The sequence below is a fragment of the Shewanella sp. NKUCC06_TVS genome (genome assembly GCF_019345515.1).
Lineage (GTDB): Bacteria > Pseudomonadota > Gammaproteobacteria > Enterobacterales > Shewanellaceae > Shewanella > Shewanella oncorhynchi.
Genome location: NZ_JAHKQX010000002.1, coordinates 74,630 through 89,798, shown reverse-complemented (window position 1 = coordinate 89,798; position 15,169 = coordinate 74,630). Strand labels below are relative to the sequence as shown.

At 46.7% G+C, this 15,169-nt stretch carries 14 protein-coding genes; 3 read left to right on the top strand and 11 right to left on the bottom strand.

Translation table 11 applies throughout. From position 1 onward, the window contains the following. Positions 1 to 128 precede the first annotated feature (128 nt). The 4 genes from KO531_RS02510 to KO531_RS02495 form a co-directional block, all read right to left on the bottom strand. Positions 129 to 1,775: a methyl-accepting chemotaxis protein gene (locus KO531_RS02510; RefSeq protein WP_219250309.1), complete on the bottom strand. Its 1,647-nt coding sequence runs from the start codon at positions 1,773 to 1,775 to the stop codon at positions 129 to 131. 95 nt (positions 1,776 to 1,870) lie between these two features. After that, on the bottom strand, positions 1,871 to 2,425 hold the full coding sequence (locus KO531_RS02505) for a cache domain-containing protein (RefSeq protein WP_219250308.1): 555 nt from the start codon (positions 2,423 to 2,425) through the stop codon (positions 1,871 to 1,873). 245 nt (positions 2,426 to 2,670) lie between these two features. Next, a complete protein-coding gene (locus KO531_RS02500) occupies positions 2,671 to 4,131 on the bottom strand; it encodes an aminoacyl-histidine dipeptidase (protein WP_028761557.1) in 1,461 nt (486 codons plus the stop codon). Positions 4,132 to 4,182: 51 nt separating this feature from the next. Beyond that, the gene (locus KO531_RS02495) at positions 4,183 to 4,359 is read right to left on the bottom strand and encodes a hypothetical protein (protein ID WP_219250307.1); all 177 of its coding nucleotides are present in this window, start codon (positions 4,357 to 4,359) and stop codon (positions 4,183 to 4,185) included. Here KO531_RS02495 and KO531_RS02490 point away from each other — a divergent pair. Together KO531_RS02490 and KO531_RS02485 are read left to right on the top strand one after the other, a co-directional pair. Beyond that, positions 4,351 to 5,889 (top strand): leucyl aminopeptidase family protein, encoded by a 1,539-nt coding sequence (locus tag KO531_RS02490; protein WP_219250306.1) that lies wholly within the window; start codon positions 4,351 to 4,353, stop codon positions 5,887 to 5,889. The two genes, KO531_RS02495 and KO531_RS02490, sit on opposite strands and share 9 nt — an antisense overlap. Before the next feature lie 813 nt (positions 5,890 to 6,702). Beyond that, positions 6,703 to 7,023 carry a hypothetical protein gene (locus KO531_RS02485; RefSeq protein WP_105252983.1) on the top strand — a complete coding sequence of 107 codons (321 nt, stop codon included), beginning with the start codon at positions 6,703 to 6,705 and terminating at the stop codon, positions 7,021 to 7,023. A 52-nt stretch (positions 7,024 to 7,075) separates the two neighbouring features. Here the strand turns inward: KO531_RS02485 and KO531_RS02480 are convergent, their stop codons facing one another. The 7 genes from KO531_RS02480 to KO531_RS02450 form a co-directional block, all read right to left on the bottom strand. Next, the gene (locus KO531_RS02480; protein WP_219250305.1) at positions 7,076 to 7,414 is read right to left on the bottom strand and encodes a DUF2956 domain-containing protein; all 339 of its coding nucleotides are present in this window, start codon (positions 7,412 to 7,414) and stop codon (positions 7,076 to 7,078) included. Positions 7,415 to 7,528: 114 nt separating this feature from the next. Beyond that, positions 7,529 to 8,368, bottom strand: coding sequence for a heme ABC transporter ATP-binding protein (locus KO531_RS02475; RefSeq protein WP_251068820.1), 840 nt, complete (start codon positions 8,366 to 8,368; stop codon positions 7,529 to 7,531). A 10-nt stretch (positions 8,369 to 8,378) separates the two neighbouring features. Next, positions 8,379 to 9,395, bottom strand: coding sequence for an iron ABC transporter permease (locus KO531_RS02470; protein WP_219250304.1), 1,017 nt, complete (start codon positions 9,393 to 9,395; stop codon positions 8,379 to 8,381). A gap of 65 nt (positions 9,396 to 9,460) precedes the next feature. Then, entirely contained in the window at positions 9,461 to 10,432 is a 972-nt protein-coding gene (locus tag KO531_RS02465; RefSeq protein WP_219250303.1) for a hemin ABC transporter substrate-binding protein, read from the bottom strand. 97 nt (positions 10,433 to 10,529) lie between these two features. After that, positions 10,530 to 10,967, bottom strand: a complete 438-nt coding sequence (locus KO531_RS02460) for a biopolymer transporter ExbD (RefSeq protein WP_131523860.1) — start codon at positions 10,965 to 10,967, stop codon at positions 10,530 to 10,532. After that, positions 10,964 to 11,719 (bottom strand): MotA/TolQ/ExbB proton channel family protein, encoded by a 756-nt coding sequence (locus tag KO531_RS02455; RefSeq protein ID WP_219250302.1) that lies wholly within the window; start codon positions 11,717 to 11,719, stop codon positions 10,964 to 10,966. Before KO531_RS02455 ends, KO531_RS02460 begins: the two co-directional genes overlap by 4 nt. 121 nt (positions 11,720 to 11,840) lie before the next feature. Continuing rightward, positions 11,841 to 12,713 carry an energy transducer TonB gene (locus tag KO531_RS02450; protein WP_219250301.1) on the bottom strand — a complete coding sequence of 291 codons (873 nt, stop codon included), beginning with the start codon at positions 12,711 to 12,713 and terminating at the stop codon, positions 11,841 to 11,843. A gap of 336 nt (positions 12,714 to 13,049) precedes the next feature. Here KO531_RS02450 and KO531_RS02445 point away from each other — a divergent pair, with 336 nt between their 5' ends. Continuing rightward, the gene (locus KO531_RS02445) at positions 13,050 to 15,140 is read left to right on the top strand and encodes a TonB-dependent hemoglobin/transferrin/lactoferrin family receptor (RefSeq protein WP_219250300.1); all 2,091 of its coding nucleotides are present in this window, start codon (positions 13,050 to 13,052) and stop codon (positions 15,138 to 15,140) included. Positions 15,141 to 15,169 lie beyond the last annotated feature (29 nt).

The following is a 15,169-nucleotide window of genomic DNA, read 5'->3' as shown; positions in this document are numbered from 1 at the left end:
TATAAGGGAGCACCTGAATTCAGATAATCACTGCGACAGGTTTATGCTCCCTTATTCGTTAGAGGGGACTTTTCAAACATCACTGATTTACAAAAGGTAACTTATATAAAAGCTTTCACCCTCAAAAATTACAGTTTAAAGCGGCTGACCAGCGCCGTGAGATTACTCGCCATTGACGAGAGTTGTACGCTTGCTGCGTAGATTTCATCAGTGGTTCGTAGACTTTCCTCCGACTGTTCGGCAATGTGTTGAATATTTTGATGACTCTCGTTGGCCATAGTGGTTTGCGCTTTAGCCGCGAGGGCGATTTGATTGTTCATCTCACTAATTTGGCTGACCATTTCTGCAATATGCGCTAAGGCTTCACCGGCATTACTGGCGGCTTCTACGCTTGAGATAGCCTTTTCATTACCGATATTAATCGCTGCCACAGCGCTTTGAGTGCCATTTTGCACATTGGCGATCATCAATTTAATTTCTTCGGTGGATTGGTGAGTCTTAGAGGCAAGGGATCGCACTTCATCGGCAACCACTGCAAACCCGCGTCCTTGTTCGCCTGCTCGCGCCGCTTCAATTGCGGCGTTAAGGGCTAATAGATTCGTCTGTTCGGCAATGGCTTGAATCACCTCAAGCACGCGGCCGATATGTTGGCCTTCCTGTTCGAGTTTATTGATCTGCATTTCTGCCGTGCCTACATCTCCCGCAAGTTCACGAATCACATTGATGGTTTTTTTCACTCTTGCCTGACCGTCGGCGGTAAATACGTCGGCTTGTTTAGCGGCATCGGCGGCATGACTGGCACTGACTGATACTTCTTGCACTGATGCGGCAATATGATCGCTGGCATCGGCGATTCTGTGGGTTGCAGCTTGTTGATCCATCAAGGTATGTTTTGCTGATGCGCTGGTTTTGGCTAGACCTTCGGCAGCGGTGTTGAGCTCTGATGTAGACTGTTTAAATTGCGAGATAATACCGTGTAAGTTATCGAGAAAATGATTGAATGCCTTGGCGAGATCACCAAGCTCGTCTTTAGAGGTTAAGTGGACTCGTTCGGTCAAATCGCCATCACCATCGGTAATGTCGTGGATTTTTGCGAGTAAAACCGCCAGCGGTTTGCTGATGAGTTTAGGCAGTGCAACGATAAAGAGTATACAGATCAAGAGACTGATGGCTAAGGCAATTAACTGCATCTGTTGTCCATGATTGGCATCATCATCTACTTGGGCTATCGCTGCGGTAGTATTACTATTTAAATCATTGATTAAATGATTAATGTTCTGGTGTAGTTGCTCGAATTGCGTTGCTGCTTGACCGAAACTAAGATCAATCGCCGTCGTTCTACCGTTACGGCCATTTTGGGTGCGTTGATTACTGATTTCTGTGGTTGTCGCTCGCCAAGTATCGAAACTGTGATTCAATTCATTGAGCTTATCTTTAGCTAGGGGACTTGTGGTCACATCGGCAAACTTATCAATATGTTCTTTAACCAGAGAGATACTATTAGTGTGCTGCTTTAAAAGGTCGTTGTAAGAGTCTGTGCCCACGTTAACAAACATCAGGCTGCGCTCGGCCACTTGAGCTTGATAAAGCGCTTTATCGGCCTGTAGGAGTTCAGATTGGCTAGGTAAGTATTCAAGCGCGAGTGTATTCGCGCTGTGATTTAAGGCTTTGAGTCCTAAAATACCAGTTGAAGAGGCGAAGATGACTACGCCAGCGAGTAGCAGACTCGGATAAGTCAGTTTCTGATTAACGGATAGATCTTTATACCATTCCATAGTCACGCCCTCCTTGATTGATACACTGAAAAGGTGAGAGCCGCAATAACCTCTGTGGTAAGAGGATGCAGCCCATCACTGGCGTTCTCTGGTAATTAGAGTCCAAATTGATCTAGGTTGATCCCAATCGTGATAGCACCAATTGCAGCATCGCCATCCATCACTGGAATAGAAATTTGTACTAGATAGGCTTGGGAGCTCTCGTCAAACTTGACCGGACCTATGTGTTTATCGCCTTTGCCATTGGCGAAGGATTTTTGCCATTTATCCTCATCACCCTGCCAATAATCTGAAGTTTTACTGATCATGGCGACGTTCGCGCCTTGATTGTCCATGAGGAAAATTTCTTGGTAGTAAGGTTTGCTGGCTTCGAAGGTCGTGAGAAACTTAGCCGCTTCGTTGTTCATCAGGGATGACATAAAGTCATCAATACCTGCGGTGGCAATCCATTTTTCATCTAATGTTTTGATTGAATCTAAGCTTTTGCCTTGGGCATTTTGCGCTTTAACGGCATTCACCAGTACCACTTCTCTGCCTAATGGCATCAGTGAATCGGCTAGGTCGATAACGGCTTTGGGGACTTCTTCGGCGAAACTGAGGTTACTGCTGAGCAGTAGTGTGGCGGCTGACAAGATTTTACCAAATTTCATGATCTCTATTCCTTAAGGTCACAGTATTGAAGGGGGAAAGCGGTTATCTCTAAAAGCGCGATAAGCAAAAATACGTTAGGGTCAGACAGAACAACTATAGTAGAAAATTCAAGTTATTCAGTTCTTTCATAAAAATTTTATCGATGGCATTTCTACACAAATAGAATCCGCGGTAAAAAATAAGGCCACATCTGACTTGAGCAGATGTGGCCTTGAATTGAGTGAGCTAGGGTAAGGTTAGAGCATTAAGCCTTGACTGGAATGCGCTCGAGTACGGCTAATAATAATGTCCAATATTGGCCGACTGTGGTGATGTTTACCATTTCGTCTGGACCGTGTGGATAGCGAATGGTGGGACCAATCGAGACCATGTCCATGTCTGGATAGGGTTTCTTGAATAGGCCGCACTCGAGACCCGCATGGATCACCATGATCACTGGCTCTTTGTGGTAAATGTCTTGATAGGTTTCGCGCACTATCGCCATTACAGGTGAGCTGTTATCTGGCTTCCAGCCTGGGTAAGCACCGCTTAAATCGATATCGGCTCCGGCTAAGTTGGTCAGCGCAGTTAACATGCCTTCGACTTGAGTACGGCCAGAATCGATCAGCGAGCGGATAAGGCACAGGATAGTGACTTCTTCATCGTTAGTGCTGATCACGCCAACGTTGAGCGAGGTTTCAGTCACACCTTCGACTTCATCACTCATGCGGATCACGCCGTTCGGGCACACATGCAGCAAATCGATCAGGGTATTTTGGCTGTTTTCGCTCATCACACGTTTTGGTGTTGGGATAGTGTTTAACACTAAACGCATATCGGGATCGGCAATGGCGAGTTCGGTGCGGATAAGCGCTTCAAACTCAGCGACTTTTTCGTTTAAGGCGCTGACGTTTTCTTCTGGCAACATAAAGCTGATGTTGGCTTCCCGTGGAATCGCATTACGCAGTGAACCGCCGCTAAATTGGGTCAACTCTAACGCTAAATCATCTGCGTTTTCAAAGAGGAAACGCGCCAATAGCTTGTTGGCATTGCCACGACCTAAGTGAATGTTCACTCCAGAGTGACCCCCTTTTAAGCCTGATAAGTGCAGGCTAAAGGCTGAGTAACTTTGCTCAGACGCTTGCCACACCATAGGCAGGGTGATTTGAGCATCGACACCGCCGGCGCAGCCCATGTAGATTTCACCTTCTTGCTCTGAGTCGGTATTGATCAGAATGTCAGCGTCTAACATGCCCGCCTGTAAACCGAAGGCGCCTGTCATGCCCGCTTCTTCATCTATCGTCAGCAGCACTTCTAATGGGCCGTGCTTGATATCATCAGAGCCTAAAATGGCTAAAGCCGATGCCATGCCAATACCGTTATCTGAACCTAAGGTTGTACCCTTGGCTTTAACCCAATCGCCATCGACATAAGCTTCGATAGGATCTTTAGTAAAATCATGCACTTTATCGGCATTTTTTTGTGGCACCATATCTATATGGGCTTGAATAACCACGATTTTACGATCTTCCATACCCGGCGTCGCAGGTTTACGGATGATCAAGTTGCCAACGGCATCCTCAACGACGGCAAGTTGTTTGCTTTTAGCCCACGCTTGAATGTGCTGGCTTAAGGCTTGCTCATGCTTAGATGGATGGGGAATCGCACAAATTTGTTCGAACCATTGCCATAATGGCTGCGGGTATAACTGACTTAAGGCTGTCACTTGAGTGTCCCTCATAAGGTCTTGTGGGTATAGGGCAAATTTGCGGCCATTCTACCACATTCTGTGCAGCCAAATAATCTCAGTGTCACAGGCTTTTGGTGAGCTGGCAGCCAAAGTTTCCAGTTCGATTTTTTCTGGGAGTGTCGGTAGCACTTTTAGATTGGTAATTAAGCGATAGAGCGGGAATAATGCAGGCACAATAATGAAAAAGGATGGGTCATGTTTCAAGTTAACTTCGTTGATGTAAAAGCAGAAAATGCCATTTTTGATGGTGAAGGCTGGGATGCGGTTGTGGTGGTGACGCCCGATCTGGATTCTATCGGTTTTGATGAGATAGGTTTATTGGCTCAGCACGGTGCCCACGTGGATAAGCGCGTGGGTAAGAGCCCGACATTACTGTTTGCCCCAGGGCTTGCGGGAGGGCGTTTGATCATTGCCCCTGTCACCCAAGTGAATGACGAGTATGTGGACGTGCGAGTCTATGCCAATGCTGCAAGGGCTGCGATTGCCATTGCAAAAGACGCAGGCGCAAAACGTCCATTGTTATATGTAGTGCCATCGAAGGACTCACGTTTTAGTTTTGCCTCTGAAGTCGCAGCATTAGCCTGCGGTCAAGAACTGTGGCAAACCTTAGAGCTGCGTGAAGCGACTGGCTTAACGCCTGCATTTGAGGCCATAGGGTTATTATCTTCATCAACCCATAACAGCAATTTGCTCAATGCCTTAGAAGCTGGCCGCCTATTAGCGCGGGATTTGTGTGGTACTGAACCTGAGCGCATGTCGGCTAAAGCCTTTGCCGATTATTGTCTGCAATCCTTAGCGGGCAGCGTGATCAAAACCGCAGTGGTAGAAGATAGAGATATTTTAGAGCGTGATTATCCGCTACTCAGCGCCGTGGCGCGTTCTTCTTTTGCCGTCGGTCGTCATCAGCCTCGCGTGGTGAAACTAGAGTATCTGCCGGAGGGTCAAGTGACTCGCACTTTCCTGTTTGCGGGTAAGGGCGTGATTTACGATACCGGCGGCGCCGATCTGAAAGTCGGCGGCGCTATGGCGGGTATGAGTCGTGATAAAGGCGGCGCTTCTGCCGTGGCGGGTTTATTTAAAACTCTGTCAATGCTAAAGCCTAAAGGTATTCGAGTGATTGCCGAGTTAGGTTTAGTGCGTAACAGCATAGGCAGCGAAGCCTTCGTGACCGATGAAATTATTACGAGCCATGCGGGTGTGCGGGTACGAATTGGTAATACGGATGCTGAAGGGCGCTTAGTGCTGGCGGATTTACTGAGCCATTTACGCATCAAAGCCGTGTCGGCAGTGAAGCCTGAGATGTTTTCGGTAGCAACACTCACAGGTCATGTCGTGCGTTGTTATGGCAGCTATCCCGCGGCGGTGGAAAACTCAGTGGCGAGTTCACAGCAATGCGCTGTCACTTTACAACAGCAGGCGACTCAATGGGGCGAACCCTTTGAAGTGTCTACATTACGCCCTGAAGACTTCGCTAAGATCCGCGATGTGTCAGGCGCTGCTGAAATATTATCTTCCAATAATGCGCCATCATCGATTACCGCCCGTGGACATCAATATCCCGCGGCGTTTTTACTGAAAGCGTCGGGGCTATTTGACCATGGTGTAACAGCCCCTATTCCATTGGCTTACATACACTTAGATATCGCAGGCAGTGCAACAGAAGGTGATCCGCTCTACGGCAAACCTACAGCGAGTCCGCTGGTGGGCTTGTATCAATATCTGATCAATCGCTAACGATTTGTGGTAACAAATAGAAATAATTCTGTAATATCTTATTTATTAGATATTTACAGGGTTATTTCTGTTTTTCTGTGAAGCAGGTCGCCATTAACCTCACTATAATTGTGTAATTTAATTACATTAAAAAGCCTTAATCAAAAAAAATACAAATAAAGGTTGTAATAAAACTACAAATCCATATAATTACTTTCGTGGATTAGGCACTACGCCTTTCCTCTCTAGTCTATCCAGGATGGATATTTTTCTCCAAGGACCTGAGTGACAAGTCGTCTCAACGGATATGAGAATCTCTAGTTCCAAGGAACCGAGCCAAGCTTCACTAGAGTACTTAATCACAACTAATTTAGGAGTATTGACTATGTCTTATACAGGCAACAACCATATTTATTGGCAAAACACTTGGTTTAACACTGATGTTTTGCGTGGCGGTTTATTCGCCATGAGCTTTAAGGCCTAACCCTCCTTAAAGTTTGAGTTTCCATCATCCATCAACCTTTGTATCGCCTTTTTTGGCGTGTTTAGACTCAAGTAGCATATTGATGTTTTTGCATGAATATGCCAGGTTTTTCCCGCTAGCGCGGTAATGTACTTCCCCGAAAGGGACGCTTGAAATATGTCTTTGCCTGCTCATTGAGCAGGCTTTTTTTTGTCTTTTTTTCGCTTAAGCGTTTAACGGTTTTGCCTGATAGCAATGAGCGTAAACGGTTCGTGTTAGAAGTGATGCGGTATGGACAACAAATGGATATGGGGTTCAATATATAAGCTATCGGCCTATCGCTTGTGATACTTGTTACTCAGGGACTGTTTATGGACACTAAGCTGTTTTTTCAAAATGGTAAGTTAACACTGGATATCAACCCCAGTGAGATGCGAATGTCGCATTGGGTTTATGCGCCAGTGTTAATCAATACTGAAACGGCGGAAGTGCTTTTTGATTTATCAGGGAAGGGCTGGGATTTTCGGTCTGCAGAAGAAAATGGTGATGACATCATTTTAAAGCTTGCCCGTTATCCTGATGCGAACAACGTATTTAGGCTCGTTCTGAATATATCAAAAGACCGAGCAAGCCTTAACGGTAATATTTTTTCAATTAATGATGTGTGTAAGGTATTAGAGGATATTGCCTAACAAGTGATATATGGACATCTTGATTTTTATTTATAAATCATAGCTTTAAATCTTAAAGGATATATGCGGCAAACCCTACCCAACTTAATAGTAAAAGCGCTATGGCAATCCAAGTCGCGATGGTGAACTGACGTTGAGATTCGAATAACTCGTCTGAATCCTCTAGTTCATCAGTGTCATTAATTGTACGAGATTTTGCTCTCAACTGTTGTTTACGTGCTTTATCCCGTTCGCGAGCTTTGGCTTTTTGCAGCTTTTTATATTCAGCTATGCCTTTTTCTATCCCTTGGGCAATGAGTTTAGTTTGCTCTTTGGTTTGTCCCGGCTTTTGGGTGGCTTTGGCTGCGACTAGTGCTTCTTGTTGAGTTTCTGTCGAGATAGTGGGTTTCATCTGGGCTCTGCCTAAATTAATGCGGCTGTGGCTAAAAGGTGATAGCTAAAGTGTAAACGCAGCGATTATACCCACATTAGACCTCAAAAACGTAAGATGAATATCTTCTTTCCATTAAAAAATCAGTGGATGTCCACCCTGTGGGGCGGGGATATATACGGGCTCGTAGTCCCATACTTCCCTAATGGTATCAACCGACAGAGCATCGGATGGCGTGCCTTCACTGACGATTCGCCCTTGTTTTAACACAATTAATTGATCGCTATAGCGTGCGGCTTGGTTTAAGTCATGCAGTACTACTATTACAGTGTAGCCTTGTTGGTGAGCTAAGTTTTGGGCTAATTCAAGTACTCTGTGCTGCTGGGCAAGATCTAACGCCGATGTAGGTTCATCCAGTAATAGTACGGGCGGAAACGGCGATTGCCTGAGTTGAGTTAAGACTCTGGCGAGTTGGACTCGCTGTTTCTCGCCGCCAGAGAGGGTTGGATAGCTGCGCTTAGCCAGATGGGTTAAGCCCACTTGCGCCAGTTGCTCTGCAACTAACGCATCACCTTCTATCTTACTGATGGTTAAGGGATATAGGCCCATTGCTACGACTTCTGACACAGTGAAGGGAAAGGTGAGGCTGGCGTGTTGCGGTAGTACAGCTAAGGATTTTGCCAGCTCTCTCCTAGGCCAATCCGCCAGCTGGCTATGGCCTAGCCGTATACTTTGCCTTGGTGTGCTGATTTCTTGGCAAAGGGCTTTAAGCAGGGTGGATTTACCCGCACCATTTGGGCCGAGTAGGGCGGTTACTGCACCCGATTGAAACTGTACATTAATATCACTGAGCACGGTTTTTGGACCGATGTTGACATTGAGCTGACAAATGCTGAGCTCGGTGCGATCAAATTGCGCCTTGGCTGAATAAGTTGTCGATTGTAATGGTTGATTTGCAAAGGATGTTGCAGCCATAAAAACTCGCTTAGATTAGCTTACTGCGTTGTTGCAGTAGTAAAAAAATGAAGAAAGGCGCACCGATGAGCGCGGTGACGAGCCCAACGGGTAACTCGGCAGGCGGTAAAAAAGCGCGCGCGCCGATATCGGCCAATGCCAATAGGGCTGCACCTAAAAGTGCGCTGATGGGCAGCAGTTGGCGATGATCTGGCCCTAACATCATGCGCACTAAATGCGGCACGACGAGGCCGATAAAGCCGATAATTCCTGTTGCAGCTACACTTACGCCAACCCCTAAGGCGCAAAGCAAAATAAGCCTAAGTTTGAGCCTATCGACATCTATCCCTAAGTGGCGTGCTTCGGATTCGCCAAGCAGCAAGGCATTGAGTGCCGCCGCATCTTGGTGGAATCGCCAACTCAGTAGCGCTAAGGTCACAAGACACAGACTGACATATAGCCACTGCGCACCTGCAATCGATCCCATTTGCCATAGGGTTAAGTCACGTAGCGCCATGTCGTTGGCAAGATATGTGAGAACACCTATTCCTGCGCCTGCCAGCGCAGCTATGGCAACACCCGACAAAAGTAATAATACGACCGATGTACCTGTTGGGTTGCTGGCGAGTCGGTAGACGATAAGGGTGGTCACTAATCCCGATGCAAACGCACTGATGGGGATCATCAACGGATTCGCGTTGGGTAGCAGCACGATACAGATGGCTGCGCCAAGTGCTGCGCCGGATGACACTCCGATAATACCGGGATCCGCTAAGGGATTGCGAAAAAGCCCCTGCATTACCGCGCCGCACTGTGCGAGCGTAGCGCCTACTGCTAACGCCAGTAATGTCCGTGGTAAGCGTACATTGTTGATTACCAGTTGCTCGTGGGGCGCAATATTGCCGATATTTTGCTGGGTAGCCCAATTGAACACTGCATTTAGGGCGTCGACAAAGCTGATGCTAACGGGGCCAGTGCTGACCGAGAGTAAGCCGCTTAGGGCTAACAGTGTGACTAGACTCGGCCAGAGCCAGCGGTTGAGGAACATCTCAAATATCCTTTCTATTTTTATCTGGGGTTAATTAGTGCTAACTGTACTCATCGCTGCGTTTGTTAATGGTTTTGCTTGAGCAATGTGCTGGCGAGCGTATCCGCGGCGCTTATGGCACTGATGCCTAAACCACCGAGAAGGGCTTGCGGTGCTAGTGTTTGAATATGGCCGTTTTCACCTGCTGGGGTATGGGCGAGTAGTGGCATCTCTTTCAACAGTTCTTGAGCAATTTGTGCATTAGTTTGATCTGTGGGTTTATCGCTACGCTTTGACAGCAAAATAATGTCGGGCTGCAAGGACAGAATCCCTTCTTGAGACATGCTTTTGTAGCCATCAAACTCGGCGATATTTTGTGCCCCAGACAGCTCGATAATAGTATCTGCGGCTGTGCCTTTACCGCCAACCCGTGCACCGCGGCCTTCTTGTAACAGCATGAAGAGAATTTTTGGCTGAGAGCCCGCATCGCGCACTTGTTGTTTTTTACCCGCTAAGCTTTGCAGTTGTTGATGTAAATCTTGTTTTAATTTAACCGCATGTTCTTGGCGATTGAGTAAGTGACCTAAGGTATCCACATTGTTCATCAGTTGTGGTTCATCATTTGTTGCGGGTAATTGCACGACTTGGATATTCGCCTGTTTTAATACCTTAAGTGTGGTTTCGGGTCCCATCACATCTGAACCGACAACCAGCGTTGGGGAGAGGGCAATAATGCCTTCGGCGGAGAGCATTCTGTGATAACCAAGCTTAGCCACATGGCTCAAACTTTCAGGCACATAGCTGGTGGAGTCGATGGCGACTAGCTCATTGCCTGCGTCGAGGGCGAGCACGAGCTCTGTGACTCCTGTACCCGCACTCACGAGTCTTATCTTTGGCTCGGCACTCAGTTCAGCGCTAAAAACGCTTGAGGATAGTAAGGCCGTAAGTGCTGATGTGAAAAACATCAATTTTTTTAATGTCTTATATGTGCGCTTATGTTGATAACGCTGAACTCTGGAACCTTTTTTTACTGGTATTTTAGTTGCTTGAAACAACATGGTTAAACTCCTAATACAACTTGTTCGTGACAGGCTTAGATGCCGTTTTTTGATATCAGACTTTTGCTTTCTCATTTAAATGGCTGGTTCGGATACGCTAATGCTCCATCAAAATTTGTGTCTGACTGATGGACTGCGTCTGTAACAGTGCAAGCAGTTGCATCAAAGGTTCCACTGGCGCGGCTTTGTCGGCGGCAATGACAACTGTCGCCTTCGGCATAGTCTGAAAATGTGCAGTAAATGCAGTGGTAAAAGTGGCTAAGTCATCAAACTCTTTGCCATCAATAGCCCAATAAGGCGCTGTTGCCATGATATTGATGGCAATTGTTTGTTTGTTGTCGATTGCCGTGATAGCTGAGCTTGGGCTTTGTGGCACATCTACCGGCAAACTCAATAATTGGCTATTTGCCGTCAGTAGTAAAAACACCAGCACGATAAAAATAATGTCGATTAACGCGGTTAAATCTAGGCTCGGAAGTTGCTCAGGCGAAGCAATGCCAGCCTGCGATAAGAATGATTTATCTGCACTTATCATGTCTGTGGCTCAATTTGAGAATGGGGCTTGGATGCCAATTTTTGCTCGACGCTGGTTTTACTGACTCGGGTGAATGCATGGTAATGATTGGCATCAATTGAAATATCTTCGATACCCGCTAACCAGAGATTGAGTTGATTGAGTACATGCCCTGCGCGCAGGCATTGGCCTTGAGCCCAGATCCCAAAAAGATGGGCGGCGGTAATGGCGGGCACGGCGATCATGAGTCCGGCAGCTGTGGTGTTCATCGCAAGGCCCAGTCCAGCACTGAGTTGTGCTGGAGTGACGGGGCCTTGTGATTGCCCGAGTTGGGCAAACATTTCGATGAGTCCTAATACTGTGCCGAGTAAACCGAGTAGTGGACTAATGATGCCAATCACTTGTAAAACCTTGAGTCCGGCTTGCAAGTCGCGTTGTTGCTTATTGAGCCACAGACTGAGTAATTCTTCCCTTAGCACTTTTGGCTGGTGGACTTGTTTGAGTAACAAGGTCGCGCCACGGGCGAGTAAATCTTGCTGTGCGCTGGTTTGCGCTAGCAGCGCGCTGACGTTTTCAGTGGTCGCCGCTGATCTTGATTGACGCAATGCTTTTACCCAGGCCTGTTTTTTGGGCCAGATTGACAGCAAAGTTTGATGCAAAAACAAGGCGCTACGTTCAAGGCAGATCATCAAAGCTAAAAAAGCACATAACAACAAGGGCCAAGTCAGCACGCCGAGTTGAGTCTGTAGGGTTGAAAAATCAGTTACGGGCATTAAGCCTCTCCAATCTATTGAAAAAGTAGTTTTATATGTAAGTTAGTAAAACAAAAATCAGGCTAGCTGTGCGGTGGCTAACTCTCCACGGGCTAACTTTTCAGTGGCAACATTGGGCCTGTTAGTTGAGCGCGAAGCGAATAGGCACTCTGACCTTATAATGACTCGCTAGCCTTTGCGCTGGCGCCGCAAATTGCCAGTTTTCAACTGCATCTAACGCGGCTTGATCTAACAGACTGAACCCTGAGCTTTTTACTAACGTCAGTGCAAGTTGCTCACCAAGTTCGTTAAACATCACTTCTATGGTTGCAGTTCCTTCTAGCCCTTTTTTACGCGCTATCTTTGGATAAGTCGGTTGCGGTGGCGCTGCAGCGAACAGCGGTTTTGCTAATTCCACTATGTTAGTTTGGGCGCTGTCAGCTGTTGCACTGGCCACATTTGGGGTTGCTTTTGCATCAACTTTGGCTGCGTTAGCGATTAAATCCATTTGTGCAGTTTTGGGTTCTGTTTGTTGTTCAACTTGTTCGAGTCGCTTATGTGCTAAAACGCTTGGATTTAAAGCACTTGGTTCTAAAGCGTTCGTCACTAAAGGGTCCGTATTCGGATGATTGTTAGCCGTGGGTTTTGTTGCTGAAGATTTTTTTGCGAGTTGGCTGTCAATTCGTTGATCAGCTTTAGTTTTCGGTATAACCGCCTTATCGACAGATTCTGCTGTTGATACTTTTTGCGCTGTACTGTTTTTTTGCACTGTACTGTTCACAGTGGCTACTTTGGCGTCTGTTTGCTTGATGGGCTCTGCACTCGTGTTGCTTGTAGCGCTAGTTGCGGTAGAAAAATTAAGGGTGACAGTATTCGCGCTGGGAGTGAGTGATGTTTGATTTACGCTCGATGTTTGGGCGCTTTGCTGCATAGTCATAGCGGGTTGGGAGGCGATAACACCCGTCTGGATGGCAACCGTTAACGCGCCAAAGGCAAGATATCGTTTTGGTGTCACAGCAACCTCTTTTTTCCAATGAAAGCCATTTTCCTAATTAAGATATCTCAATATAAACAAGATCGCAAATGATAATGATTTGCATTTGATCTATTTTATTATCTCAGGTAGAGTGCCTGCAATAGCTCGAATGAGCGCTTAAAAAAGCAGCTAAACCGACAATTTATCCTACTTTATGGGTACTGATTGCCTTGGGTTCGATCTGGAAGAGGCTCAATCTCGAAAGGGCCAAATCTGGAACAGACACAATCTCGAAAGGATTGGCGTCTGGAAAGAGAGCCTAGGCTCAGTATTAAATTGCACGGAAACAGCTGAATATCACTTGAGGATGAAGAGATGAAAAAAAAGCCGTTAGTGATCGCCATGGCGATAGCACTGAGTGGTACGGCCCTAAGTTTTACGTTAGCGGCAGAGGAAAGTGTTAAGCCTGTTGTTCAACAGGATGCGAATAAAAAACTAGTCACAACAGAGTTTGATGAAGTATTGGTGAGTGCAACACGCATCAGTGAAAAAGCCTCCGAAACCAGCCGTAGCGTGGCAGTGGTGGATGAAGAGCAACTTACGGTCGCCCAAGCATCATCAGTTGCCAATGCCCTTAAAAATGAGGCTAATATTACGCTGACCAATGGCCCAAGAGCGTCATCTCAAGGGGTTGAAATACGTGGTTTAAGTGGCGATCGTGTGTTGCAAACAATTGACGGCGCAAGACAAAATACCAGCTCTGGTCACAGAGGTACCTACTTTATGGACCCAGAGTTGCTCAAATCTATCGAAGTGCTGCGCGGCCCTGCCAGTAGCTTGTGGGGCAGTGGTGCCCTCGGTGGTGTCGTAGCGCAGAATACTAAGTCGGCACAAGATTTTTTAGCACCAGACGAGACCTTTGGTGGCTATTTCAAACAAGGTTATGAGACCAATGGCTCCCGGACTAAAACCAGTGGCGCTATCTATGGTCAACAAGACAGCATCGATTGGTTACTCAATGGTTCCTATTACGATTCAAACAATATAAAAACCGGTAATGACGAAACTCTAAACAACAGTGCATCCCAAGGCAGCAGTGGTTTAGCTAAATTCGGTTGGCAAGCCGACGAGGCATCACGGTTAGAGTTATCTGCAAGAGCCAGCAAAAACAATGAATTAGTACCGAGCAATCCTTCTGCTGCTGTGAGTAGTTCAGTGCCTTTGGTGCGTCGAAAAACTGACGATCAAAACCTCACCCTAAACTACAGTCTCAATCCTGCTAATAACCCGTATCTGGATACTAAGATGCAAGTGTATTGGAACAGTACCGACTACGATGAAGACCGTATTACGAAAGGTCAGCAAGACAGTACTGAGTTCCGCACTGTGGGGATTAACCTTAATAACAGTTCGCGGTTAGGTAATACTCTGTTGACCTACGGGGTCGATGGTTTTCGCGATACCATAGAAACGACGCGTGATGATTCGGGCCAAGTGGGCCAGCGTCCAGAGAATATCGATGGCGAAACCACAGTATGGGGCGCTTTTACGCGGGCAGATATTGAGTTGACTAAGACGTTAAATCTTGATGCGGGTCTGCGTTATGACAGCTTTAAAAATGACAGCCATAATCTCAACTTATCCTCAGATGACAATGAGTTATCACCATCGCTTGGCTTGGTGTGGCAGACTCAGCCTTGGTTGACCTTAAGTGCCCGTTACGATCAAGCCTTCCGCGCACCTACGGTAGAGGAAATGTTCTCCAGCGGCACCCATTATTGTATCCCGCCAATCCCCGGATTTTTACCCCAAGGTTTATGTAACACCTTCGCGGTGAATTCGGATCTAAAAGCAGAGACTGCGCGCAATAAAGAAATCAAAGCGGACTTACGTTTCAGTGAGTTAGCGGGTGATGATGAACTGGCGCTAACGTTTAACGTTTTCCGTAACGATGTGGATGATTTTATCGTGCAGCAAGTGTCTAATCCTTGGCGTGGCATTCCTGGATTCGAGCAAACGACCTCATGGAATAACGTTGAAGATGCACGTTTAACAGGTTTTGAAATTAGCGGTCGTTACCGTATTGGCCAAACTCGCTTAGCGATGAATTACGGCCAAACCCATGGCGAAGATCGTCAAACGGGCGATGATATAGAAAATATACCTGCCAATAAGTTCAATGTCGATTTATCCCAAGGCATTATGGAAGGCGACATGAAACTGGGCACTCGCGTCACTTATGTGGCGACTCAGTCGAATACGCCTGACGGCTTTAAAGTGGCGAAATACGACGATTACACCCTATGGGATGTGTATGTAGCGTGGGAGCCGACTATGGGCGCGATGGCGGGTGTGAGAGTGGATTTCGCAATCGAAAATATCGGTGATGAGAAGTATCAACAAGCGTGGCAAACCTTGTATCAACCGGGTCGTAATATGAAGTTATCGGCGCGCTATATGTTCTAAGCCACTCAATAGTCACTACCGCTGGAGAC

Excerpts from the sequence above, each read along its gene's own strand:
- KO531_RS02510 (WP_219250309.1), bottom strand. The coding sequence starts at position 1,775 with ATGGAATGGTATAAAGATCTATCCGTTAATCAGAAACTGACTTATCCG.
- KO531_RS02505 (WP_219250308.1), bottom strand. The coding sequence starts at position 2,425 with ATGAAATTTGGTAAAATCTTGTCAGCCGCCACACTACTGCTCAGCAGT.
- KO531_RS02490 (WP_219250306.1), top strand. The coding sequence starts at position 4,351 with ATGTTTCAAGTTAACTTCGTTGATGTAAAAGCAGAAAATGCCATTTTT.
- KO531_RS02485 (WP_105252983.1), top strand. The coding sequence starts at position 6,703 with ATGGACACTAAGCTGTTTTTTCAAAATGGTAAGTTAACACTGGATATC.
- KO531_RS02480 (WP_219250305.1), bottom strand. The coding sequence starts at position 7,414 with ATGAAACCCACTATCTCGACAGAAACTCAACAAGAAGCACTAGTCGCA.
- KO531_RS02475 (WP_251068820.1), bottom strand. The coding sequence starts at position 8,368 with ATGGCTGCAACATCCTTTGCAAATCAACCATTACAATCGACAACTTAT.
- KO531_RS02470 (WP_219250304.1), bottom strand. The coding sequence starts at position 9,395 with ATGTTCCTCAACCGCTGGCTCTGGCCGAGTCTAGTCACACTGTTAGCC.
- KO531_RS02465 (WP_219250303.1), bottom strand. The coding sequence starts at position 10,432 with ATGTTGTTTCAAGCAACTAAAATACCAGTAAAAAAAGGTTCCAGAGTT.
- KO531_RS02460 (WP_131523860.1), bottom strand. The coding sequence starts at position 10,967 with ATGATAAGTGCAGATAAATCATTCTTATCGCAGGCTGGCATTGCTTCG.
- KO531_RS02455 (WP_219250302.1), bottom strand. The coding sequence starts at position 11,719 with ATGCCCGTAACTGATTTTTCAACCCTACAGACTCAACTCGGCGTGCTG.
- KO531_RS02445 (WP_219250300.1), top strand. The coding sequence starts at position 13,050 with ATGAAAAAAAAGCCGTTAGTGATCGCCATGGCGATAGCACTGAGTGGT.